The 24,088-nt window shown below is 54.7% G+C and carries 22 protein-coding genes; 18 read left to right on the top strand and 4 right to left on the bottom strand.

The features are described 5' to 3' along the window. Positions 1-150: 150 nt before the first annotated feature. From GZ59_RS14225 to nifM, 10 genes are all read left to right on the top strand, one after another. The gene (locus GZ59_RS14225) at positions 151-759 is read left to right on the top strand and encodes a TetR/AcrR family transcriptional regulator (protein ID WP_051623303.1); all 609 of its coding nucleotides are present in this window, start codon (positions 151-153) and stop codon (positions 757-759) included. A gap of 289 nt (positions 760-1,048) precedes the next feature. Then, entirely contained in the window at positions 1,049-2,422 is a 1,374-nt protein-coding gene (gene nifE, locus GZ59_RS14220) for a nitrogenase iron-molybdenum cofactor biosynthesis protein NifE (protein WP_039292641.1), read from the top strand. A gap of 9 nt (positions 2,423-2,431) precedes the next feature. After that, positions 2,432-3,817: a nitrogenase iron-molybdenum cofactor biosynthesis protein NifN gene (gene nifN, locus GZ59_RS14215; RefSeq protein ID WP_039292640.1), complete on the top strand. Its 1,386-nt coding sequence runs from the start codon at positions 2,432-2,434 to the stop codon at positions 3,815-3,817. After that, positions 3,804-4,271: a NifB/NifX family molybdenum-iron cluster-binding protein gene (locus GZ59_RS14210; RefSeq protein WP_039292637.1), complete on the top strand. Its 468-nt coding sequence runs from the start codon at positions 3,804-3,806 to the stop codon at positions 4,269-4,271. Before nifN ends, GZ59_RS14210 begins: the two co-directional genes overlap by 14 nt. A gap of 226 nt (positions 4,272-4,497) precedes the next feature. Continuing rightward, complete coding sequence (gene nifU / locus GZ59_RS14205) at positions 4,498-5,337, top strand: Fe-S cluster assembly protein NifU (protein WP_039292635.1); 840 nt, start codon at positions 4,498-4,500, stop codon at positions 5,335-5,337. Between the two features lie 30 nt (positions 5,338-5,367). Next, positions 5,368-6,576 (top strand): cysteine desulfurase NifS, encoded by a 1,209-nt coding sequence (nifS, locus tag GZ59_RS14200; protein WP_039292633.1) that lies wholly within the window; start codon positions 5,368-5,370, stop codon positions 6,574-6,576. A 13-nt stretch (positions 6,577-6,589) separates the two neighbouring features. Next, the gene (gene nifV / locus GZ59_RS14195) at positions 6,590-7,765 is read left to right on the top strand and encodes a homocitrate synthase (RefSeq protein ID WP_011094475.1); all 1,176 of its coding nucleotides are present in this window, start codon (positions 6,590-6,592) and stop codon (positions 7,763-7,765) included. Beyond that, positions 7,734-7,991, top strand: coding sequence for a nitrogenase-stabilizing/protective protein NifW (locus GZ59_RS14190; RefSeq protein ID WP_011094474.1), 258 nt, complete (start codon positions 7,734-7,736; stop codon positions 7,989-7,991). The genes nifV and GZ59_RS14190 overlap by 32 nt, the downstream gene beginning before the upstream one ends. Then, positions 7,988-8,431 carry a nitrogen fixation protein NifZ gene (locus GZ59_RS14185; protein ID WP_039292630.1) on the top strand — a complete coding sequence of 148 codons (444 nt, stop codon included), beginning with the start codon at positions 7,988-7,990 and terminating at the stop codon, positions 8,429-8,431. The genes GZ59_RS14190 and GZ59_RS14185 overlap by 4 nt, the downstream gene beginning before the upstream one ends. Then, a complete protein-coding gene (gene nifM, locus GZ59_RS14180) occupies positions 8,431-9,228 on the top strand; it encodes a nitrogen fixation protein NifM (protein ID WP_039292626.1) in 798 nt (265 codons plus the stop codon). The genes GZ59_RS14185 and nifM overlap by 1 nt, the downstream gene beginning before the upstream one ends. Before the next feature lie 50 nt (positions 9,229-9,278). Here nifM and GZ59_RS14175 read toward each other — a convergent pair whose 3' ends face one another. Then, the gene (locus tag GZ59_RS14175) at positions 9,279-9,809 is read right to left on the bottom strand and encodes a flavodoxin (protein WP_039292623.1); all 531 of its coding nucleotides are present in this window, start codon (positions 9,807-9,809) and stop codon (positions 9,279-9,281) included. Between the two features lie 383 nt (positions 9,810-10,192). Here GZ59_RS14175 and nifL point away from each other — a divergent pair, with 383 nt between their 5' ends. The 4 genes from nifL to GZ59_RS14155 all read left to right on the top strand — a co-directional run bounded on the left by nifL (position 10,193) and on the right by GZ59_RS14155 (position 15,350). Next, on the top strand, positions 10,193-11,680 hold the full coding sequence (nifL, locus tag GZ59_RS14170; protein ID WP_039292620.1) for a nitrogen fixation negative regulator NifL: 1,488 nt from the start codon (positions 10,193-10,195) through the stop codon (positions 11,678-11,680). Beyond that, positions 11,677-13,251: a nif-specific transcriptional activator NifA gene (gene nifA, locus GZ59_RS14165; RefSeq protein ID WP_039292617.1), complete on the top strand. Its 1,575-nt coding sequence runs from the start codon at positions 11,677-11,679 to the stop codon at positions 13,249-13,251. Before nifL ends, nifA begins: the two co-directional genes overlap by 4 nt. A 177-nt stretch (positions 13,252-13,428) precedes the next feature. After that, on the top strand, positions 13,429-14,835 hold the full coding sequence (gene nifB / locus GZ59_RS14160) for a nitrogenase cofactor biosynthesis protein NifB (RefSeq protein ID WP_039292614.1): 1,407 nt from the start codon (positions 13,429-13,431) through the stop codon (positions 14,833-14,835). Continuing rightward, entirely contained in the window at positions 14,835-15,350 is a 516-nt protein-coding gene (locus GZ59_RS14155; RefSeq protein ID WP_039292611.1) for a nitrogen fixation protein NifQ, read from the top strand. Before nifB ends, GZ59_RS14155 begins: the two co-directional genes overlap by 1 nt. 18 nt (positions 15,351-15,368) lie before the next feature. Here GZ59_RS14155 and GZ59_RS14150 read toward each other — a convergent pair whose 3' ends face one another. Then, positions 15,369-16,109, bottom strand: a complete 741-nt coding sequence (locus GZ59_RS14150; RefSeq protein ID WP_039292606.1) for an NADPH-dependent F420 reductase — start codon at positions 16,107-16,109, stop codon at positions 15,369-15,371. A gap of 111 nt (positions 16,110-16,220) precedes the next feature. Here GZ59_RS14150 and GZ59_RS14145 point away from each other — a divergent pair, with 111 nt between their 5' ends. Then, entirely contained in the window at positions 16,221-16,601 is a 381-nt protein-coding gene (locus GZ59_RS14145) for a winged helix-turn-helix transcriptional regulator (RefSeq protein WP_011094465.1), read from the top strand. A gap of 109 nt (positions 16,602-16,710) precedes the next feature. Here the strand turns inward: GZ59_RS14145 and GZ59_RS14140 are convergent, their stop codons facing one another. Further along, on the bottom strand, positions 16,711-17,496 hold the full coding sequence (locus GZ59_RS14140; RefSeq protein WP_039292602.1) for an SDR family NAD(P)-dependent oxidoreductase: 786 nt from the start codon (positions 17,494-17,496) through the stop codon (positions 16,711-16,713). 78 nt (positions 17,497-17,574) lie between these two features. Continuing rightward, positions 17,575-19,047 carry an efflux transporter outer membrane subunit gene (locus GZ59_RS14135; RefSeq protein WP_039292598.1) on the bottom strand — a complete coding sequence of 491 codons (1,473 nt, stop codon included), beginning with the start codon at positions 19,045-19,047 and terminating at the stop codon, positions 17,575-17,577. Between the two features lie 86 nt (positions 19,048-19,133). On the opposite strand from GZ59_RS14135, the gene GZ59_RS14130 reads away from it, so the two are divergent. The 3 genes from GZ59_RS14130 to GZ59_RS14120 all read left to right on the top strand — a co-directional run bounded on the left by GZ59_RS14130 (position 19,134) and on the right by GZ59_RS14120 (position 24,020). Beyond that, positions 19,134-19,748, top strand: a complete 615-nt coding sequence (locus GZ59_RS14130; RefSeq protein WP_039292594.1) for a TetR/AcrR family transcriptional regulator — start codon at positions 19,134-19,136, stop codon at positions 19,746-19,748. A gap of 76 nt (positions 19,749-19,824) precedes the next feature. Next, the gene (locus GZ59_RS14125; RefSeq protein ID WP_039292591.1) at positions 19,825-20,934 is read left to right on the top strand and encodes an efflux RND transporter periplasmic adaptor subunit; all 1,110 of its coding nucleotides are present in this window, start codon (positions 19,825-19,827) and stop codon (positions 20,932-20,934) included. Beyond that, entirely contained in the window at positions 20,931-24,020 is a 3,090-nt protein-coding gene (locus GZ59_RS14120) for an efflux RND transporter permease subunit (protein WP_039292588.1), read from the top strand. Before GZ59_RS14125 ends, GZ59_RS14120 begins: the two co-directional genes overlap by 4 nt. Positions 24,021-24,088 lie beyond the last annotated feature (68 nt).

Raw genomic sequence — 24,088 nt, 5'->3', positions numbered from 1 at the left:
CTCTCCAGAAGATTTCTCACCCTGCGTGGATTTCACAAGGCAGCTATAAATGATCATTAATATATCGATCGGTACATATGTTGAGTGTCGGGAGGGAGAGTTGTCAATGAATTTTGTATCGATTAGTATATATTTAAGGAGGGCAGGATCATGAAAACAGGCAGACCAAGGCAGTTTGACAGAGATGAAGCTGTCGTACAGGCAATGCATCTTTTCTGGGAACAGGGTTATGAGGCAACATCACTTGCCCATCTGAAGGCCTCGATAGGCAAAGGGATCAGTGCGCCCAGTTTTTATGCGGCGTTTGGTTCGAAAGCCTCTCTTTTTAACGAGGCAGTTGATTGTTATCTGAAAACACATGCACAGGTAACATCATCGCTCTGGGAGCCCAACCTGCCTCCACGACAGGCGCTGGAGATGGCATTAACGAATTCGGCAAAAATGCAGTACGAACCCGGGCATCCTCGGGGATGTATGGTTGCGCTCAGCGTAATGCCCCTATGCTCTGATGAAAACGGGGATCTCCTGAAGCCCCTTGCTGAGTCAAGGCGTCACACCAGGGAGGGAATAAAGCATTGCTTACAGAGAGGCATAAACAGCGGTGAGCTTGTTAATAGTGAGGATACCCTTTCCCTGGCGGTCTGTTTTGACAGTTTTCTGGTGGGAATATCGACGCTCGCCCGGGATAATGTGCCGCTGAAAGAGACACTACGGGGCATCGCGCAAATAATGAAATTATGGGACACCGCACGTTTGTAGCGTGTAATCAAACCCGTATGCGATTCTGTTTTCGATGTGTCTGACCCTAATCGTGTTGTTCTATCTGCTTGATCAATTGCTGTTAATCAGTACAAAAAACAACCGTAACGTACAATATTTTCCATTTCCCAAACGGATCCCAGTAACACCACTCCCCCTCAATATTCCGCTATTGTCGCCTTTGTTACAAAGGCGACAAACCTATCTGATTGAAATTAATAAATTAATTTATGGCCTGTGAATTGCACAAAAAGAGTTGAGTAAGGTCAACCGACTCGACGAGGGCAAGATGAAGGGAAATGAAATTTTGGCGTTGCTCGATGAGCCCGCCTGCGAACATAACCACAAACAAAAATCGGGATGCAGTGCGCCTAAGCCTGGCGCGACGGCAGGCGGCTGTGCGTTTGACGGGGCGCAAATTACGCTGCTGCCGCTGGCGGATGTCGCCCATCTGGTGCATGGCCCTATCGGTTGCGCGGGCAGTTCATGGGATAACCGTGGTAGCCAAAGTTCCGGGCCAGCGATCAATCGTTTGGGATTTACCACCGACCTCAACGAACAGGATGTGATCATGGGGCGTGGTGAGCGGCGGCTGTTTCATGCCGTACGCCATATCGTGGAGCGATACGATCCTGCCGCCGTTTTTATCTACAACACCTGTGTCCCGGCGATGGAGGGCGATGATATTGAGGCGGTGTGTCGGGCAGCGTCAGTCGCGGTAGGGGTTCCGGTGATTGCGGTGGATGCTGCCGGATTCTACGGTAGCAAGAATCTGGGTAACCGTCTGGCAGGGGAAGTGATGGTAAAACAGGTGATTGGGACGCGTGAACCCGCACCGTGGCGGGATGGCACCGCGTTTTCCCCCGCACAGCGTCACGATATTGGCTTGATTGGTGAGTTCAACATTGCTGGTGAATTTTGGCATGTGCAGCCGCTGCTGGATGAGCTGGGTATCCGCGTGTTGGGCAATTTATCCGGCGATGGGCGCTTTGCCGAAATCCAGACGATGCATCGTGCTCAGGTCAACATGCTGGTGTGCTCGCGTGCGTTGATCAACGTGGCGCGCACGCTGGAACAACGTTATGGCACACCGTGGTTTGAAGGCAGCTTCTATGGTGTGCGTGCCATGTCCGATGCGCTGCGCCAGCTCGCGGCCATGCTAGACGATCCCGACCTGATGCAGCGCACGGAAACCGTGATTGCGCGAGAAGAAGCGACGGCGCAACAGGCTTTGGCTCCGTATCGTGCACGCCTGCAAGGGCGCAAGGTACTGCTCTATACCGGAGGCGTAAAATCCTGGTCGGTGGTCTCGGCTTTGCAGGATCTCGGTATGACCGTGGTGGCGACTGGGACACGTAAATCTACCGAGGAAGACAAACAGCGTATCCGCGAACTGATGGGGGATGATGCCATCATGCTGGATGAGGGGAATGCGCGCACCTTGCTGGATGTGGCGTATCGCTATGGCGCTGACCTGATGATCGCCGGGGGGCGCAACATGTACACCGCCTATAAGGCCCGGTTGCCGTTCCTCGATATCAATCAGGAGCGCGAGCACGCTTACGCAGGGTATCGCGGTATTGTGACGCTGGCGGAACAGCTATGCCTGACGCTGGAAAGCCCGATTTGGGCGCAGACTCATCAACGTGCCCCTTGGCATTAGGAGCAAATTATGGCTCAGGTTATTCGTAACAAAAAGCCGCTGGCGACCAGTCCAATTAAAAGTGGGCAGCCTCTGGGGGCGATTCTGGCCAGTCAGGGTATTGAACACTGCATTCCTCTGGTTCATGGCGCTCAGGGTTGTAGTGCCTTTGCCAAGGTGTTTTTTATTCAGCATTTTCACGATCCCATTCCGCTCCAGTCCACCGCCATGGATCCCACCACGACGGTAATGGGGTCAGACAGCAATATTTTGACGGCCTTGAGCACGTTGTGTCAGCGCAATGCACCTAAAGCGATTGTCATCATCAGTACCGGCTTGTCGGAAGCACAAGGGAGCGATATGACGCGTGCGGTAAGCGAATTCCGCGCTGATAATCCGCGTTTTAAATCGACGGCGTTGCTCACGGTCAATACGCCAGATTTCTATGGGTCGCTAGAAAATGGCTACAGCGCGGTGCTGGAAGGGGTGATTACACAATGGATCCCAGAAAAGCCGCCTGCAGGTATGCGCAACCGCCGCGTTAATTTGCTGCTCAGCCATGTGTTTACGCCGGGGGATGTGGAGCTTATCCGCAGCTATGTCGAGGCGTTTGGCCTGCAACCGATACTGCTACCGGATCTGTCACAGTCGTTGGATGGTCATCTCGCGAGTGGCGATTATCAATCTGTTACCCAAGGCGGGGCGGTGTTACGCAATATTGAGCAGATGGGGCAAAGCCTGAGCACCATCACTCTGGGTGTGTCGCTCCAGCGTGCGGCGGGCTTACTGGCGCAGCGTAGTCGTGGCGTGGCATTAAATTTACCGCACCTGATGACGCTTACAACCATGGATGCCTTTATCCACCACCTGCAACAGCTCTCTGGGCGTGACGTACCTGCTTGGATTGACCGTCAGCGAGGTCAGTTGCAGGATGCGATGATCGATTGTCATATGGCATTACAGGATAAAGCCATCGCGTTGGCTGCAGAGGGTGATGTGCTGGCTGCCTGGAGCGACTTCGCCCTTAGCCAAGGCATGGTGCCGGGACCGGTGGTCGCGCCCGTGAGCCAACCCGGGTTACTGAACCTGCCGGTTGAGCAGGTTCTGATCGGCGATCTTGAGGATATGCAGGATCTGCTGATTAAAACCCCCGCGCATCTACTGGTCGCCAATTCTCATGCTGCAGGGTTGGCTGAGCAATGTGGTATTCCGCTGATTCGTGCCGGGTTTCCCATATATGACCGCCTTGGCGAATTTCGTCGTGTGCGCCAAGGATATGCAGGCATGCGCGATACGCTGTTCGAATTGGCGAATCGGTTGCTGAATGAACATCATCCGGTGCCCGCTTATCATTCGCCACTGCGTCAGCAATTTCCGGCAGTGAGGCGTCAGGGGGTGGAACATGCAGCATGTTAACCGCAATCTCAGCACCATCAGTTCGGCGGTATGGTCGATGCAAGTCGCTTTCGCCAGTTCAGATTACCACCATGTGGACCAGCATTTTGGCGCGACGCCACGCCTGGTGGTTTATGGCGTCAAACAACATGAGGTCAGGCTGCTGAAGGTGGTGGATTTTAACGTGGAATACGGGCATGGCGAAGACAAACTCGCCAGCCGTATCAGCGCATTGGAAGAGTGTGTCACCCTTTATTGTGTGGCGATTGGCGAGACGGTATTCCGTCAATTGTTGCAGGTGGGCGTTCGCGCCATCCGCGTACCAGAGGCGACCTCCATTGCACAGCTATTGCAGCAAATCCAACAATGTTGGGTGGATAGTGAACAGGCTACCCGACGTCGCCAACGGGATCCGGATCGCTTCCAACACTTGATGGTGGAAACCGAATGGCGTGAGGAAGATGACGCCTCCTGAATCATTACGGCATCAACCGCCACAATGTCGTCTGTACGACAAAACCGACATAAACCGCGACATTCATCGCGGTTTTTTTTATGGCGAATTCCCCCATCACATTGATTGCAATGTGTTTTTGTGAATGGCATCACATTTGCTTGTTTTGAGCTAACCCGTCCATAACGCCTATGCGGGGGCCGGAGCCTTAGGGTTCTGCTTATCTGCATCGTAGGGAGCTGAGAGCATGTGGAACTATTCCGAGAAAGTGAAAGACCATTTTTTTAACCCGCGTAACGCCCGCGTGGTAGAGCAGGCGAATGCCGTGGGTGATGTCGGTTCGCTCAGTTGCGGCGATGCCTTACGGTTGATGCTGCGTGTGGATCCGGGCACGGAAACGATTCAGGAGGCCGGTTTTCAAACCTTCGGCTGTGGGAGCGCGATTGCTTCCTCCTCGGCGCTGACTGAGTTGATTATTGGCCGCACTCTGCATGAGGCGGAGCAGGTCACCAATCAGCAAATCGCAGATTATCTCGATGGGCTGCCGCCAGAAAAAATGCACTGTTCTGTGATGGGGCAGGAAGCGCTACGTGCGGCTATCGCCAATTACCGTGGTGAGACGCTGGAGGATGAGCATGAGGAAGGGGCGCTGATTTGCAAATGCTTCGCTGTGGATGAAGGTCAGATTCGTCGTGCGGTGGTGGCCAATGGCTTGACCACCTTGGAAGAGGTAATCAACTACACCAAAGCGGGCGGAGGTTGCACGGCGTGCCATGAAAAGATCGAACTGGCATTAGCGGCAATTATCGAAGAACAGGCAGCGCTGCCTGAAAAAGTCAAGGTGCCGGAGGCGGAGACTTCCGCGTGGCGGCTGGTCGCTGACGTGGTGGCGGAACTGCGCCCGTATATTCAGGCCGATGGCGGTGACATGGCGCTACTCAACGTCAGCGACCATCAGGTGACGGTCAGCCTGTCGGGCAGTTGCCAGGGATGCATGATGACCGACATGACGCTCGCTTGGCTGCAACAAAAGCTGGTTGAGCGCACGGGGCGCTATATGGAAGTGGTTGCGGCACAGGCCGCGTGAGCTTATTGACTGTTCAGTGAGGCAGCGCACATGAAAAACATTTATCTCGATAACAATGCCACCACCCGTCTCGATCCGATGGTGCTGGAGGCCATGATGCCATTCCTGACCGATTATTACGGTAATCCGTCGTCGATTCACGATTTCGGCACACCCTGTCGCGGGGCGCTGGAGAAAGCGCGCCAGCAGGTTGCTACCCTGCTTGGTGCGCGCCATGACAGCGAAATCATCTTCACATCATGTGCTACTGAAGCGACGTCTACCGCCATTCATTCTGCCGTAGCGTTGGCACCGGAACGGCGTGAGATCATCACTAGCGCGGTGGAACATCCCGCCACGCTGGAAGTCTGTGAACACCTTGCCAGACAAGGCTATACCATTCATCAGGTTGGTGTTTCTGCGCAGGGCGAACTGGATATGGCGCAATACCGCGCCCTGCTGAGTGACCGTGTCGCGCTGGTGACGATGATGTGGGCGAATAACGAAACCGGCGTGTTGTTTCCGGTGCGTGAAATGGCATCACTGGCTCATGAACAGGGGGCGTTGTTTCACTGTGACGCGGTACAGGCGGTCGGGAAAATCCCCATTGTATTATCGAGCTGTGACATCGACATGTTGTCTTGCTCTGCGCACAAAATTCATGGCCCGAAAGGGGTCGGATGCCTCTACCTACGCCGCTCTACTCGGTTTCGCCCGCTGCTGCGCGGGGGGCATCAAGAGCGTGGACGCCGTGCCGGCACTGAGAATATTGCGGGTATTGTCGGCATGGGCAGTGCCTGTGAATTGGCGGACGTGCATCTACCGATGATGAGTGCGGCGGTGGAACCCCTGCGTGACCGTTTACAAAAGGGGCTGGCGCAGGTGATTCCCAGCGTAATCGTGATGGGCGAGGGGCAACCGCGCACGCCCAATACGCTCAATATTGCCTTCGAGTTTATTGAAGGAGAAGCCATTCTGCTGCTGCTCAATCATGTCGGTATTGCCGCCTCCAGCGGCAGCGCCTGCACATCTGGCTCGCTCGAACCCTCCCACGTGATGCGCGCCATGAATATTCCCTATACGGCCGCTCACGGCAGCATTCGTTTTTCGCTATCGCGCTACACCCGCGAGAAAGAGATCGATCAGGTGATTACGGCACTACCGCCGATTATTGAACGGCTGCGCACCCTGTCACCTTATTGGCAGCAAGGTAAGCCTCAGACGGTATCCGGCGGCGAGTTTATGCCGACCTATGGCTGATAAGGGGAACGGCATGGCGGATATCATTATCAATGACACTACGCTGCGTGATGGTGAGCAGAGCCCCGGCGTAGCGTTTCGCGCCAGCGAAAAACTGGCGATTGCCGAGGCATTAGTTGATGCTGGGGTGACCGCGTTGGAAGTGGGCACCCCGGCGATGGGAGACGATGAACGGGCGCGTATTGCGGTTATTCGCCGCCGCCTGCCGGACACGGTGCTGATGACCTGGTGCCGGATGAATGCGCTGGAAATCCGGCAAAGTGCCGATCTGGGCATGAATTGGGTGGATATCTCGGTTCCTGCATCGGATCGATTGCGCGAACAGAAGCTGCGTCAGCCGCTTAACGTCTTATTGGCACAGCTTTCCTCGCTGATTGCTCAGGCTCGTCAGCAAGGGTTACGTGTGTGTGTCGGCTGTGAAGATGCATCGCGCGCTAGCGATGACACCTTGCGTCAGATAGCGATTGCTGCCGATGCAGCAGGGGCTGAACGGCTGCGCTTTGCGGATACGCTGGGCGTGCTTGACCCGTTCTCCACCTTCGCCCGTATCAGTACCTTGCGGCAAAACTGGGGCGGTGAGATTGAAATGCATGCGCATAACGATCTTGGGCTGGCTACGGCCAATACGCTGGCAGCGATAGAGGCTGGCGTTTCCCATGTTAATACCACGGTGTTGGGTCTGGGGGAACGGGCAGGTAATGCTGCATTGGAAACCGTGGCGTTAGCGCTGGAACGCTGTCTCGATCGTGACAGTGGCATCCACTTCGCTCGTTTGCCCGCGCTGTGCCAACTGGTGGCAAGCGCGGCACAGCGCACCATCGACAAGCAGCAGCCGCTGGTGGGGGAGCAGGTATTTACTCACGAATCCGGCGTGCATGTCGCAGCTTTGCTAAACGACAGCCGCAGTTATCAGGGCATCGACCCGGCGCTCATGGGGCGTGAGTTCTGTTTGGTTCTAGGTAAGCATTCGGGACGGCAAGCGGTGGCGGGGATTTTCGCCCGTTTAGGTTTTCAGCCGCAGGCGAGTGAGACGGAAGCGCTGTTGCGCAGCGTCCGCGCTTTTGCGGAAAACTGGAAGCGTAATCCTCTGGATTATGAATTGCTGGAGATGTATCGCGAACTGTGTGGCAGTGATGCGGTGATGGGGAGGGCAAACGATGGAATGGTTCTACCAGTTACCCGGCGTTGATGAGCTGGAGAGTGCCGAGGCCTTTTTTGATTTTTTTGCTGTGCCATACGACCCCCACGCCCTGCAAATTTGTAGTTTATCGGTGTTGAGTGATTTTCACCGTCGTTTGCGTGCGGCGGTGCCACTGCGTAACGCGCTGGAGGCAGTGCAAGATGCTGACTGGCAGTTGGCGCGTCGGCTATTGGCAGAAAGTTATCGCTGCTACCAACCGGAGATCACACCATGATACCGCGCTTTGCATTTGGCGATGCGGTGCGCGTCGTGCGTTCGTTGCGTAACGACGGCACCATGGCAGGCATGAAACGAGGTGAACTGCTGGTACGGCGCGGCACAGTAGGATATGTGCGTGAATGGGGCGTTTTTCTTCAGGACCAACTGATCTATCAGGTGCATTTCCTTGATAGCGATCGCGTTGTGGGGTGCCGCGAACAGGAGCTGATCGCGGCGGAAATACCGTGGAACGCGGGCATCTTTCAGTACGGTGATGGCGTTCACTGCAGGCAAACGCTTTCCATCAACGGCGAACAGGTGGTGGACGTTGGTCAGCGCGGGCAAATTTTCGCTACTGGTCAAGGAGATCAGGGGGATTGCTATACGGTGATGTTCGGAGAACGCTGGTTTCAGGTCCCTGCCAGTGTTTTGGAACTGGCGGAGGAGGATCGCTGATGTTGGCTTGGCAGCGCTTTAGTGAATGGCGCCTGACGCAAAAAATGTGGAACACCACACCGACGCAATTGCCGGTAGATCGCCAGCGGCTTCTCCAGCAGCAATTGGCTCGCCAGTTGCTGCTGGAACAAGCTGTGGTGGAAGCGGCACAAAATAGCGTATCGACAGTGACGCCAGACCTCGTGCAGGCAGTAACACAGGAACTGGAACCTGATTTACGGCAGTCTGGATTCTCTGCCGCCGATCGTACGGCGGTGATCCAGCACCATGTGCTGATGGCGGGACAGCTAGCGAGTATTTCCGAGGCGGTGCCGTTGCCGACCCCAGCAGAGGTTGAACAGTGGTACCGGCGTCATGCTGCTCGTTTTTGTCGCCCAGAACAGCGTTTGACCCGGCATCTTCTGCTGACCACGGGGGAAGACGATTCTGAAGTCATCAGCAGGCAGCTTCTTGCGCTGCGGCGCCAGCTACAATCGGACACCGCCGCGTTTGCGACGTTGGCCGAACGTCATTCCCAGTGTCCGACGGCGTTGGAAGGTGGATTGCTGGGATGGGTGAGTCGCGGGCTGTTGTTTACGTCACTGGATCAGTCGCTATTTACGCTACACGAAGGGGAGTTAAGTGCCGTCATCGAGACCGATATAGGATGGCACCTGCTGTTATGTGAAGCGATCCGCCCAGAAACGCCGATGGCGCAGGAAGACGCGTTGGCAAAAGCCTACGATCACCTGTTGCTGCAACGTCAGAAAGAACAGCAACGCCAATGGTTAGCCCAACTGGTGCCGGGCCGTGGGTAGAACGTGGAAATAAAAAGGTGGAGTGCCTGAGGCCTCCACCTTTTAGCGGATCAGCCGATAGCGGGCTTGAGTGTTTCCAACCAGCTATCGAGGCGCTCATCCGTGAGATCGTACTGGTTATCCTGATCCAGTACCAATCCGACAAACTGGTCGTCCACCAAGGCGGCGGAGGTGTTGAAATCATAACCGGCATTCGGCCAGGCACCGATGACCTTGGCACCGCAGGCGGTAACCACGTCATATAAGGTTTTCATCCCGCTGACAAAATTATCAGGATAGCCTTGCTGATCGCCTAATCCGAACAAGGCGACCGTCTTGTCAGCCAGCGCTTCATCAGGCAATTCAGCGATAAATTCTTGCCATGACTCGTTCTCACATCCCGCATGCATCCCTGGTAACTGGCCTTCACCCAGCGTCGGCGTGCCGAGCAACAGAACCGAATAAGAGAGAAAACTGTCCAGAGACGTGCGGTTGATATTGACCGGCGAATCCGCCGTATCGCCCAATTTTTGATGGATCATTTTGGCGATCTTGCGGGTTTTTCCCGTATCGGTGCCAAAGAAAATACCAATGTTCGCCATAGTTCACTCCTGACTGATATTGAGAAGGATCGCCGCCGGAGGCAGCAGGTATCTGTACAGTGAGATGCGAATATCATGCCAAATTTGGCATTCAGTGTGTTGGCGATATTTTGCACGTTTTTAGCGCAAGGCTGCACTATTGATGCACTTATTGAGGAGGCTGGCCAGGCCAGAAGATAAGGTGTTTACCTGATGCAGTAAGGATTTTACGTGGTTTAACGTTAAAACAGGGTGCGCGATCAATGTTTAGGCTGGTTAATGAATAAAGGGCGTAGTGTTTGCATGGTTATTGGTACCGGTAGTCGACCGGAGAAGGGTGTCGGTTCGTGGCACAAATTGTTGCGAACCTGACATGACGGCATCTGATGTTGTAAGGGTAGGCCATGACCATAAACCTGATAATGGAGTCTCTTCCGCAGGGAGAGATTGTCAGTCATTTATCGCGCCAGCATCCGGCGTTGTTCTCTACCGTGGTGGAGCAATCGTCAGTGGCGATCTCTGTGACCGATCCACAGGCGCGTATTGTGTACACCAATCCGGCATTTTGCCGTCTGACGGGTTTTCCTCTGTCTCAATTACTCGGCCAAAATCACCGTATTCTCGCCAGTCAGCAAACGCCCGGAGAGGTCTACAGCGATATGTGGCAGACCTTATTACAGGGTGTGGCCTGGCGAGGACAGTTGATTAATCGCCGACGGGATGGCTCCCTCTATCTGGCTGATATTGATATCACGCCGATCGTTAATGCGCAGGGGGAACTGGAACATTATCTGGCGATGCATAAAGATATTAGCGCCAGTTATGCTCTTGAACAGAGGTTGCGTAACCATATGACGCTTATGACCGCTGTGCTGAATAACATTCCTGCGGCGGTGGTGGTGGTTGATGATAACGACCGCGTCATTATGGATAACCTGGCCTATAAAACGCTGTGCGCTGACTGCGGTGGCAAGGAACTTTTGTCAGTACTGGAATATGGCAAAAATAAGAACGTGTTGCGAGAGGAAAAACCGTTGCCCGTGATGGTTCGCGGCTCGGTTCGTTGGCTGATGCTGGGAATGTGGGCATTACCCGGCGTCAATGAAGAAGCCAGCCGTTACTTCACGGACAGTGCGTTGCCGCGCACCGTCGTTGTGATTACCGATTGTACGGAGCAACAACAGCAGCAACAGCAAGGGCGACTCGATCGTCTGAAGCAGCAAATTGCTAATGGCATACTGCTGGCGGCAATCCGTGAATCGCTGGGTGCTGCCATGGTGCAGCTGAACTGTCCGCTCAACATGCTGGCCGCTGCACGGCGTTTAAACGGTGAAGATCATAGTAATGTTGCTCTGGAATCGGCATGGCGTGAGGGGGAAGAAGCCATGGCGCGGTTACAGGCGTGCCGACCTTCTCTGGCATTTGAACCCGAGGATGAGTGGTCGATAAAATCCCTGCTGGACGATCTGACGTCGTTATACCAGTCGCGCCTGAATCGTGACGATCGCTTGCAATATGAATTGCAGTCGCCGCAGTTGACTGTTTTCGGCCAACGAACGCAGGTGCTAGCGTGTCTTAGTCTATGGCTGGACCGCACGCTGGCGCTGGCGGCAGAAATTGCACCTTTTCAACTATCAATCCAGATTTATGCTCGCGAAGAGCGCGGTTGGCTGTCGCTCTATCTGGAAGACAACGTACCGATGACGCAGGTCCGTTTTGCCCCCGCCCCCGCAACGTTGAGTTCGCCGGGCAAAGGGATGGAACTTCGCCTGATTCAAACGCTGGTGGCCGATCATCAGGGTGCCATTGATCTGTCGGCGCATGCACAAGGCGGTACCTGCCTTATCCTGCGCTTTCCTCTCTCACCCTCTCTGGCTGGAGGTGCAAAATGACGCAGGCTCCTGAAACAAGCAACCTGACTTGGCGGTTCGATCTTTCTCAGCAGTTTACCGCCATACAGCGTATTAGCGCGGCATTGAGCCGAGCGACAGAGGTTCGCGAAGCACTGCAGGCGGTGTTACGCGTGCTGCACGATGATGCATTCATGCAACACGGTATGGTTTGTCTGTATGACAAACAGAATGGGGTGATGGCGGTGGAGGCACTGCATGAAGCTGATGAAAAACTGATCGCCAGCGGGACTCATGTTCGCTACCGCCCCGGTGAAGGATTGGTAGGGACGGTATTAGCACAGCATCAACCGCTGGTTCTGCCTCGGGTGGCTGACGATCAACGCTTTCTCGATAAACTGGGCCTGTACGACTACAACCTGCCGTTTATCGCGGTGCCGCTGTTTGGCATTGAATCTCAGCCAATTGGCGTGCTGGCTGCACAGCCGATGGCTCGCTACGAAGAGCGCTTGCCCGCGTGTACGCGCTTTCTGGAAACCGTGGCCAATCTGGTGGCGCAAACGGTGCGTCTGATGCAGCCCGCCCGCCCGAGGTCAGTGCCAGAATCGGCGGTGACCACCGTACGCGCGAGAACCTGCGTCACGCCGCCGCGTTCCTACCGTTTCGACAATATGGTGGGAAAGAGTCAGGCAATGCGGCAAACCATGGAGATTATCCGTCAGGTTTCACGCTGGGATACCACGGTGCTGGTTCAGGGGGAAAGCGGCACCGGTAAGGAGCTGGTAGCCAATGCTATCCATTATCATTCACCGCGCGCAGCCGCCCCATTCGTCAAATTCAACTGCGCTGCGCTGCCGGATAATCTGTTAGAAAGCGAATTGTTCGGTCATGAGAAAGGGGCCTTTACCGGTGCCGTGCGGCAACGTAAAGGACGCTTCGAGTTAGCCGATGGTGGCACGTTATTTCTTGATGAGATCGGTGAAAGCAGCGCCTCGTTTCAGGCCAAGTTACTGAGGATTTTGCAAGAAGGGGAGATGGAACGCGTTGGCGGCGATGAAACCATTCGGGTGGATGTCCGTATCATTGCGGCGACTAACCGTAATCTGGAAGAAGAGGTGAGGGCCGGCCATTTCCGTGAGGATCTCTATTATCGTCTGAATGTTATGCCGCTTGCGCTGCCTCCTCTGCGTGAACGGCAAGAGGACATTGCCGAACTGGCCGATTTTCTGGTGCAGAAAATCGGCCAACATCAGGGACGCCCCTTGCGGATAAGCGATGGAGCCATCCGATTACTCATGGGCTATAGCTGGCCGGGCAATGTGCGTGAGTTGGAGAATTGTCTGGAACGTTCCGCCGTGATGTCAGAAAGCGGATTGATTGATCGCGATGTGATTATGTTTAACCATCGTGAGGTCGCGCCCAAAGCGACCAACATTTTACCTGCGCCGGATGAAGGCTGGTGCGATCCGTCTCTTGATGAACGGCAGCGGGTGATTGCGGCACTGGAGAAAACCGGTTGGGTACAGGCCAAAGCAGCGCGCTTGTTAGGTATGACACCGCGCCAGGTGGCTTATCGCATTCAGACAATGGATATCAATATGCATCGCCTGTGATTCCGATGAGACAGGATTGTGGCATATGCCACATTGTCGGCCTACTGCTGCAATCCTGACAAATCCCATGGCGTAGAAATTCTGTATCTTCATGTTTTACATTGATTTTAATAGATGCGCTAAACGGTACGGCCTTTGCACCTCTCTGCCTATGACTCCGCAACCGTAGGCACTATTATGGCATCTTGTTCCTCCGCATCCGGCACGGTAGGCTGCCGATCAACGCTGGCTGATGGAATTACCCCGTTGCAGGCCAGCAAAGCTGCACACCATCCCTGCTATTCGGTGAGCGGTCATCACCGTTTTGCCCGTATGCATCTCGCAGTCGCGCCTGCATGTAATGTGCAATGTAATTACTGCAACCGTAAATATGATTGCAGCAATGAATCCCGTCCCGGCGTGGTATCGACGTTGCTAACGCCAGAACAGGCCGTGGCGCAAGCACGGCAGGTTGCTGCCGCTATTCCTCAACTTTCCGTCGTGGGGATTGCTGGGCCGGGCGATCCGCTGGCAAATATGAAACGGACTTTTAGCACATTACGGTTGCTGCGTGAGCAAATGCCGGATGTGAAGCTATGTCTTTCCACCAATGGACTGATGTTGCCTGAGGCCGTGGTGCCATTGCTGGATATCGGTGTGGATCACGTGACGGTGACGCTGAATACGTTAGACCCTGCGGTAGCTGCTCGTATTTATGCCTGGCTGTGGCTGGAGGGAGAACGTTATACCGGGTTGGAGGCGGGCAGAATCCTGCTTGCGAAGCAAGAAGAGGGCATTCGCCGCCTGACGGAACATGGCGTGCTGGTCAAGATCAATTCCGTGTTGATCCCGGACATTAACGAGGCATCGATGCGGACAGTGAGTGAAAAAGCACACAGCTGGGGCGCTTTTTTGCACAATATTATGCCGCTGATCGCCCGACCAGAACACGGCACGGTATTCGGCCTTGAAGGGCAAAGGGAACCGGATGCCGAATGCATGACGCGCGTGCGGGCAGAGTGCGGTCAGGTGATGCCGCAAATGTCGCATTGCCAACAATGTCGTGCGGATGCTATCGGCATGTTGGGTGAGGATCGCAGCCAGCAATTTCCTTTATCGGCACTGCCAGAAAAACCACAGCCGTATTTGCCCCTGCTCCATCAGCGTGCTCAATTGCACGCCAGCATCGCATCACAGGGAGAATCTGAAGAGCCGGAAGCCTGTCTGGTCGCCGTAGCGTCCTCGCATGGCGAGGTGATTGACCTGCACTTTGGCCACGCCGAACGTTTCCAGATCTACAGCCTGTCACCCGCTGGTGTGGTACTGGTGAACGAGCGTTTTACCCCTAAATACTGCCACGGAGAAGGGGCGTGCCCGCCAGAGGAAAATACTGAGCGCTTGGGCGTACTGCTGGCGCTTTTGGCGGATGTTGATGCGGTGTTTTGTGCCCGTATTGGCTTTGAACCATGGAATAAGTTGGAACAACAGGGAATCCAACCCTGCATTGAGGGCGCCTGGCAAAATGTTACTGAAGTGCTGACAGCCTGGTGGCAACAGCGACAGGGAGAACGGCTGAATGAGCAAAAGGATAAGGGAGCGGCGTGATGTTACACGCTCAATGCTGGCTACGGCGCTTATGGGCGCAATATGAGAGAGGTTCTGGTTGTTTTGCGCAACACATGGGGTTGTCGTTGTCGGAGTGGCAGCGTCTCCTTGAACGTATGGACGCCGTGCCGTCGGTAAATTGCCCTGAACGTGAGCAGCGCTATGCGCTGCTGAACGAATTGCAGTCGCCTCGCACCGAGGAACGTGAACAACTGGCGGACTGGCTGTACGAGCATATGTCCCGTGATGCGGCACCGATGCACCGCATTATTGCCAGCGCTTCGTTAGGATTTAATCATCTGTGGCAGGATTTAGGGTTAGATTCACGCAATGAACTGCGCGAATTGATGACAGACTGTTTTCCCTCTTTAGTGGAGATGAACGCCACTAACATGCGTTGGAAGAAATTCTTTTACCGCCAACGTTGTCTGCACAGTGAGGGGGAACTGATCTGCCGTTCCCCAAGCTGTGATGACTGCTGTGAGTGGGCGCACTGCTTTGCACCCGAGGTGTGAACGGGCTGGCAGCAGCCGTTAGGGGTTGAGCGAGCGATTCATCGCCACGATATCTTCATGAGTAGGATTTGCACCCAATTTGCCAAACAACTCTGGTAGGCGATCGCGCTTCGATGCCGCCTCACCCCTCACGGCTGCTGCCATGCCTTTCTTCATCGTTTCCGCATCGTAATCGCAGCAGTAGGCTGGTGTTGACGGTTGCTGCCTCCATGATTCTTCCAGGGAGCCTGCATCGATAGCATCGAAGCCCGTGTCATCCACCAAATTCATGACAATTTGTTTTAACGTGGCGTTATCGCCCGCTACGGAAATAGCCAAACGTGATGCCGAACCTTTTGGCGTCCCAAGCTCTGCAAGCGACCAGGCGAGAATGTTATTGAAGGCTTTGATCACGGGATGTGAGAGTTGTTGCGACACCCATACGCTCTCAGTCATACCGTCATCAATTTCGGGAATAAGTGGATCGCGTAAGCCTGGGTAATAGTTGCTGGTATCGATTAGCGGTACCGTTTCGGGAAGGTCATCAAAAAAACCGTTTGGCAGCGATGCCAGTGCCGGTAGTGGGATTGATAAAATGATAGCGTCGGCTCCCTTAACTGCACCATAGACGTCCACTGCCGTAGCCCCGATTTCATCGGCGAAGCTCTGAACGCCATGAATGCCTTTGGAATTCGCAACGCGTACCTGATGGCCCGCGGCTATAAGCTTGCGGGCAAGGGTTCCGCCAATGTTGCCTGTCCCGATAATGCCTATTTCCATGTTTTTTGCCTCGTGTTATTAAGGTAAGCTGGTTGTTCTGGTTATATTAGGATGTACAGGTTAATGTAACAAGAACACACCAGTAAGTGGGTAACACCCTAAAAGGTAAGTATGAAGAAAGAACGTGTCTGGAATTGTGAGGACCCCCAGCAGCGGTTGGTATGGGCGGCGGCGACCACCGAGGCGCTTCGGGTACTGGAGGGAAAGTGGAAAATCATCATCATCTGTCAACTCTTTGCGGCCAAGGGCCCGATACGCTTTTCTGACCTGGAGCGCTTGGTTGAAGGGGTTAACCAGAAGATGCTGATTCAGCAGCTTCGGCAACTGGAGAGCGATGGCATAGTCATACGTACAATTTATCCGCAAGTGCCACCCAGAGTTGAATATACGCTGAGCGACATGGGCATTGCTTTGGGGCCCGCGATGGAAGCATTGATCGACTGGGCTGAAGAAAGGCGCCGTATTAGGGATATAAAATCTGAGGCAAGATAATTCATGAGGATATGTTGCCTTACGATGACTTTACATGCGGGTTTCCATACCCGATCTTGACCTTTTGATTTCATTCTTCTTTGCTCCATACACGCGTTCAGGCCGCGTTTTATACGCCCATTACACGGGCCATGATGGCCTGATGTAACCAGCGTGGCGTGGCCCAGGTCAGAAATGTAATTGCCTTATTTCCCATCCCCGGAACAATGCTCATTCGCCCAGCCTGAAGCGCTCGGATGCCGGCTTGTACAACCGGTTTAGGTTGCATCATTGCCCCTTTTAATAGAGGGGTTATTTTCTGGTTGGCGACGGTAGCAAAGCCGGTGTCAGACATGCCCGGACAAAGCGCGGTGACAATGATGCCGTCGTCTTTAAGCTCACGATGCAGAGCATCGGAGAACCGGAGCACATACGCTTTCGCTGCTGAGTAAACGGCAAAATTCTTTACGCCCTGATAAGACAACAGGCTGGCGACCATCAAAATATGTCCTTTACGCCTGACGCGCATATCTTCTGCAAAGAGCCGAGTCATTGCTGTCAAACTTGCGATATCCAGATTGATCATGTCCAGCGCGTCATCCAGTGGTTGATCCAAAAAGCTGCCCTGCAAACCATGGCCAGCATTGTTAATTAATATATCAACCACAATATTTTGTTCCCGCAGTCGACTGTGCAGATCGCTAATTGCGGTCATCACAGAAAGATCGGCCTGTTCAACCATCACATCAATGTTAAAACGCTCCCGCAATTCTGCTGCCAGCAATTCAAGCTTATTGAGCCGCCGAGCCACCAGAATGAGTGATTTTCCCTGCGCGGCATATTGACGCGCGAACTCTTCGCCAAATCCGCCTGAAGCCCCTGTGATGAGCACCCACGCATTGTTTTTTGCTGTCATGTTAATCACTCCGGTTATTTATTGTGAGCTGTGCAGGTGTTAGTCGATGGCATGTTTGCGCACCGGTACATGGATATATTAGAGCATCTTCGCAGCGGTTTCTGGAGGCTGCCAGCCACCGCCGAGCGCCCTAAACGTAGCGACCGCTGCGCGTGCAGATTCCGTCTGGGCCTGCGCTCTGGCGTCGGAAGTCTGCAACAGGGTTTCATCGTTATGCAGGACGTCAATCAGGCTGGCGGTCCCTTTCTGGTAAGCGATGAAAGATGATTGGCGTGCGCTAGCCAACGCCGTTTCGCCTGCGGTTAATGTTGTTGTCTGCGTCTCACGATTGAGCAGCGCCGAGAGTGCGTTCTCAACGTCTTCGGTCGCGCTTAATACTGACAGACGGTAAGCTGCCAATGCTTCGGCTTCCTGCCCCTTAGCCTGATCGATCTGAGCGTTAATACGGCCGAAATCGAAGAGTCGCCAGCGCAGCCCCAATACACCCGCCGATTGGCTGGCACCGTTGGAGAACAGGTTGCCGCTCGACACCGATGTTGCGCTACCGAGTAATGCGTTGAGTGAAAATTTAGGATAATACTCGCTGATGGCGACCCCGATGCGCGCGTTGGACGCCGCGAGATGGCGTTCGGCTACGATAATATCGGGTCTACGACGCAGCAGATCGGCAGGTGTCCCTGTTGATATGAGCTGTGGGGGCTGTGGAATAGGACCCGAAGAAGCCAACTGATTACGATAGGTTCCAGGAGGCGTGCCGAGCATGACGTCCAACGCGTTCATCGCAGCATCGATACCCGTTTGGAGAACGGGCACGGTTGCCTGAACCTGTGAAAGTGAGCCTTCGGTCTGGCGGACTTGATACTCTGCGGCGAGCCCTTTGCTGTGGAGTAGCTGCACTTTTTCTAGCAATTCTTGCTGTGTATTAACCTGCCGATTGGCTATCTCCAAACGAGTTTGTAACCCGCGCAGGGCGATATAAATATCGGCAGTCTGCGCGGCGACGGCCAGCCGCGTGGCTGTTACGCCAGCCTCTGAAGCCTGATAGTCAGCCAGTGCCGCCTGACGATCGCGTCGCAGACCACCGAAAACGTCAATCTCCCAGCTTGCGTTGAGGTCGGTTTCATAGGCATTGCCGTAGCGATTGTAGCCAGGAACCGAGTTGAGCAACCGGCCTTGTGCGGTTTCAACCGACTGATACGCGCGAGTGGCCTGTCCGCTGACGTTACCTGATGGCAGCAGAGCCGCTGTTGCCGCGCCAAGCCCAGCACGTGCCTGAGTCATCCGTGCGGACGCTTGGGCTAAATCAAGATTCTGTGCGAGAGCCCTTGAAACTAACTCACTCAGTAAGGGATCATTAAAGCTTTCCCACCAGACGGCTATGTTGGCAGTCTGGTTTGCGTTTCCTTGTTTTGCGATGGATTGCTGTGAAGCGGATTGCGCCTGATAACGATCCGCGAGTGGCGCGTCCGGACGATGATAATCCGGTCCAACCGCGCAACCCGCCATTACGCTAGTAGTCACAACCAAGGCAAGGGTACGGAGGGGTAACATAGTAATTCCTTGAGTTTAACGATTGTGACTATATTATCAATTGGTCACTTGTTGTCAATCAGGGCTCGGTGAGATAAGCTTGAAAAATGACTAAACATACGAATACACATCCCCCACGTGGGCCGTCGGACCATAGCGTCCGAGATCAGGTTGTGGAAGCTGCCACTGAGCACTTCGGACACTTTGGCTATGAGAAGACAACGGTGTCCGATCTAGCCAAGGCGATTGGGTTTTCTAAGGCATACATCTACAAATTTTTTGATTCCAAGCAGGCGATCGGTGAGATGATCTGCGCTAATCGATTGGCAATGATTATGGATATTGTCAATTCAGCGATCGCGGATGTGCCAACGGCTTCAGAAAAACTGAGACGCCTGTTCAAAGCCTTGATAGACGCGGGCGGCGACTTATTTTTTCACGATCGCAAGCTGTATGACATCGCCGCTGTATCCTCTCGCGACCGGTGGCCTTCAGCAGCGAGATATGAAGAAAATCTACGCCAGCTTGTTCAACAAATTCTTCTTGAGGGACGACAGTCCGGGGAATTCGAACGCAAGACGCCGCTGGATGAGGCGGCACAAGCCATCTATCTGGTCATGCGCCCTTATGTTTGTCCTGTTCAACTGCAATACAATTTGGATACGTCAGCGTCAGCTGCTGTATTACTACCGTCATTGATATTACGGAGTCTGGCACCTTAAAGATTGTGACCATTGACAAATTTGGTCACTGGTTGGAGAATGCGGTTACTGTCCTGCTAATTTGATAAGGGAACCCATGCTTCGGCTCAAATCTGCCACTATTGCTGTTTGCCTGTTGCCTCTCGCCCTGGTGGCGTGTGGCGACGCTTCTGACGTCGACGATCCCCGCAATCTGCCTCCTCTGGTGAGAGCGGCTACCGTGGTGAGCGCCGTTGATGCTTCCCGTGCATTCACTGGCGTTGTTGTCGCCCGAGTTCAAAGCGACCTTGGCTTTAGAGTGCAGGGCAAAATCCTTGAACGTCTGGTGGATACCGGGCAGACCGTGAAACGCAGTCAGCCTTTGATGCGTTTGGACCCCATCGATCTCAGTTTGCAGGCACAAGCCCAGCAGCAGGCTGTTACCGCGGCCCGTGCCCGAGCCAAACAGGCGATCGATGACGAAGCTCGTTATCGTGGCCTGGTCACTGCAGGTGCTATATCCGCTTCAGCCTACGATCAGATAAAGGCTGCTGCTGAGACGGCGAAAGCGGATCTGAGCGCCGCGCAGGCTCAGGCCGATGTGGCGCGTAATGCTACGGGGTATGCCGTACTGCTGGCCGATGCCGACGGCGTGGTGGTAGACACGCTGGCTGAACCTGGGCAGGTGGTCAGTGCAGGGCAGCCTGTTGTCCGACTGGCGCGAGCGGGGCAGCGGGAGGCTATCGTGCAATTGCCAGAGACACTACGTCCAGCTGTTGGGAGCGAGGCTCAGGCCACGCTGTACGGTATCGATAAACAGTCAGTTCCAGCGAAACTGCGCCTCCTCTCCGATGCGGCAGACCCTGTGACGCGCACCTTCGAGGCGAGGTATGTCCTTGAGGGCGCGTTGGCGAGCGCACCGCTTGGCTCCACCGTCACACTCAATATTGCTGAAGGCAAGTTACCTGCGCAGGTTCTTCAGGTGCCTATCGCCGCGATTTATGATGCGGGGAAAGGGCCGGGTGTCTGGGGTATTTCAGACAAACCTGCCAAAGTGTCGTGGCATCCTGTTCAGGTGATTGGGTTGGGGGATGACACGGCGAGAGTGACTAGCGGCCTACAGCCCGGTGAACAGATTGTGGCTTTAGGCGCACATCTGTTGCATGACGGTGAGGCCGTCCGCACGGTTGCACAAAGTGATGTCAGTGTCGCCGGGGGCCAACCATGAGCGAGGGGCGATTCAATCTTTCGGCACTCGCCGTCCGCGAGCGCTCAATCACCTTATTTCTTATCATCCTGATTACCGTGGCCGGCATTCTGTCGTTCTTCGAACTGGGCCGAGCGGAAGACCCACCGTTTACGGTCAAGCAGATGACGATTGTTTCTGCCTGGCCGGGTGCTACCGCGCAGGAAATGCAGGATCAGGTAGCCGAACCGCTTGAAAAGCGTATGCAAGAGCTCAAGTGGTATGACCGTAGTGAGACTTACACGCGGCCTGGACTGGCTTTTACCATGCTGTCATTGCAGGACGGTACACCGCCTTCACAGGTGCAGGAAGAATTTTATCAGGCGCGCAAGAAGCTCGGCGATGAAGCGAAGAATCTGCCGGCAGGCGTGATCGGACCGATGGTTAACGACGAATTCTCCGATGTTACTTTTTCGCTCTTTGCGTTGAAGGCGAAAGGGGAGCCACAGCGGCTGCTGGTCCGTGATGCGGAATCGTTGCGCCAGCGTCTGCTTCATGTGCCGGGAGTGAAGAAAGTCAATATTATCGGCGAGCAGGCTGAGCGCATCTTTGTCTCGTTCTCTCATGACCGGCTGGCAACGCTGGGCATTGCTCCGCAGGATATTTTTTCCGTTCTCAACAGCCAGAACGTATTGACGCCTGCCGGTTCGATTGACACCAACGGGCCGCAGGTCTTTATCCGCCTAGATGGCGCCTTCGACAAACTAGAAAAGATCCGCGAAACGCCAATCGTCGTACAGGGCAGGACACTGAAACTCTCAGATGTGGCGACGGTTGAACGTGGCTACGAAGATCCGGCGACCTTCCTGGTCCGCAACCAGAGTGAACCCGCACTGTTGCTGGGTATCATTATGCGTGAGGGCTGGAACGGTCTGGATTTGGGTAAGTCACTGGATGTCGAGACGGCAAAAATCAATGAAGGCATGCCGCTCGGCATGACGTTCACGAAAGTTACCGATCAGTCCGTGAATATCAGTTCGTCCGTCGACGAGTTCATGATCAAATTTTTCGTCGCGCTGCTCGTCGTGATGGTGGTCTGCTTTGTCAGTATGGGCTGGCGCGTGGGAGTGGTTGTCGCTGCTGCCGTGCCGTTGACGCTGGCTATCGTCTTCGTGGTGATGGAGGCTTCCGGCAAAAACTTCGACCGTATTACGCTGGGTTCATTGATTCTGGCGCTGGGGTTGTTGGTCGATGATGCCATCATCGCCATCGAAATGATGGTGGTGAAAATGGAAGAGGGCTATGACCGAGTTAAAGCCTCGGCCTATGCCTGGAGTCACACGGCGGCACCGATGCTGGCCGGCACGCTGGTGACGGCCGTCGGTTTTATGCCTAACGGTTTCGCCCAATCCACCGCCGGTGAGTACACCAGCAACATGTTCTGGATTGTGGGGATTGCCCTGATTGCTTCGTGGGTGGTCGCGGTGGTATTTACGCCTTATCTGGGCGTGAAAATGCTGCCGAACATCAAAACGGTTGAGGGTGGGCACGCGGCCATCTACGACACTCGACATTACAACCGCTTTCGCCGATTGCTGACGCACGTCATCGCGCACAAATGGGTAGTGGCAGGTACCGTTATTGCCGTTTTCACTGTCGCTATTCTTGGCATGGGGCTGGTGAAAAAACAATTTTTCCCGACCTCCGATCGCCCAGAGGTGCTGGTAGAAATCCAGATGCCGTATGGTACGTCGATTGAGCAGACCAGCGCCGCCGCCGCAAAAGTTGAAGCCTGGCTGAAGAATCAGAAAGAGGCAAAAATCGTGACGTCCTATATCGGGCAGGGCTCACCCCGTTTCTTCCTGGCCATGGCACCAGAGCTGCCCGATCCGTCTTTTGCGAAAATTGTTGTGCTGACGGATAACCCAGAAGAGCGTGAGGCGCTGAAGTTCCGGCTTCGTGAAGTCGCTGCTGAGGGCCTGGCACCCGAGGCGCTGGTGCGTGTGACGCAACTGGTGTTTGGCCCGAATTCACCTTATCCGGTGGCCTACCGTGTCATGGGGCCGGATCCCGCTCAGCTACGCGAGATTGCAGGCAAGGTAGAAAAGGTGATGCTGGGTAGTCCGATGATGAGAACCGTCAACACCGACTGGGGCCCGCAGGTGCCAACGCTGCATTTTACGCTCAATCAGGACCGCCTGCAGGCGGTGGGATTGACATCGAATGCCGTTGCTCAGCAGCTTCAATTCCTGCTCTCGGGCGTTCCGATCACGTCTGTGCGTGAAGATATCCGTTCGGTGCAAGTTATGGCACGCGCGGCGGGGAATATCCGACTCGATCCTGAAAAAATAGCAGGTTTTACTCTGGTGGGTTCTGCCGGTCAGCGTATTCCTTTGTCACAGATAGGGGATGTCGGTGTGCAGATGGAAGACCCTATTCTGCGCCGTCGCGATCGTACCCCGACGTTCACCGTGCGCGGTGATATCGCTGAAAATCTGCAACCGCCGGATGTCTCGACGGCGATCCTGAAACAGTTACAGCCCGTCATCGATACACTACCGGCCGGCTATCGTATTGAGCAGGCGGGGCCAATTGAAGAGTCGGCAAAAGCCACCGGGGCGATGGCTCCGCTGTTCCCCATCATGATTGCCATGACGCTGTTGATAATCATCCTGCAGGTACGCTCGATGTCGGCGATGGTGATGGTCTTCCTCACCGCGCCACTGGGGCTAATTGGGGTGGTGCCAACGCTGCTGATCTTCAACCAGCCGTTTGGTATCAATGCGCTTGTGGGACTGATTGCGCTGTCGGGCATCCTAATGCGTAACACCTTGATCCTGATAGGGCAGATCCATCACAACGAGCAGGAAGGGCTGGCGCCGTTCCACGCGGTGGTGGAAGCGACAGTGCAGCGAGCTCGGCCCGTGTTGCTCACGGCGATGGCCGCCATACTGGCGTTTATCCCGCTGACGCATTCTGTCTTCTGGGGAACGCTGGCTTATACCCTGATTGGCGGTACGTTTGGCGGCACCATCATCACGTTGGTATTCCTGCCTGCAATGTATGCCATCTGGTTCAAGATACGTCCCGATGACCAGAAGCGTGTAGAACAACAGGCTACTGCGTGACACTGACGCGGATGTGGTCGCCGTACTACGACTCGGCGGCCCTAAATACATCGACTGAAATGATGAGG

The organism is Pectobacterium atrosepticum, from assembly GCF_000740965.1.
Taxonomy (GTDB): Bacteria; Pseudomonadota; Gammaproteobacteria; order Enterobacterales; family Enterobacteriaceae; genus Pectobacterium; species Pectobacterium atrosepticum.
This window is presented reverse-complemented; position numbering and strand designations above follow the sequence as displayed.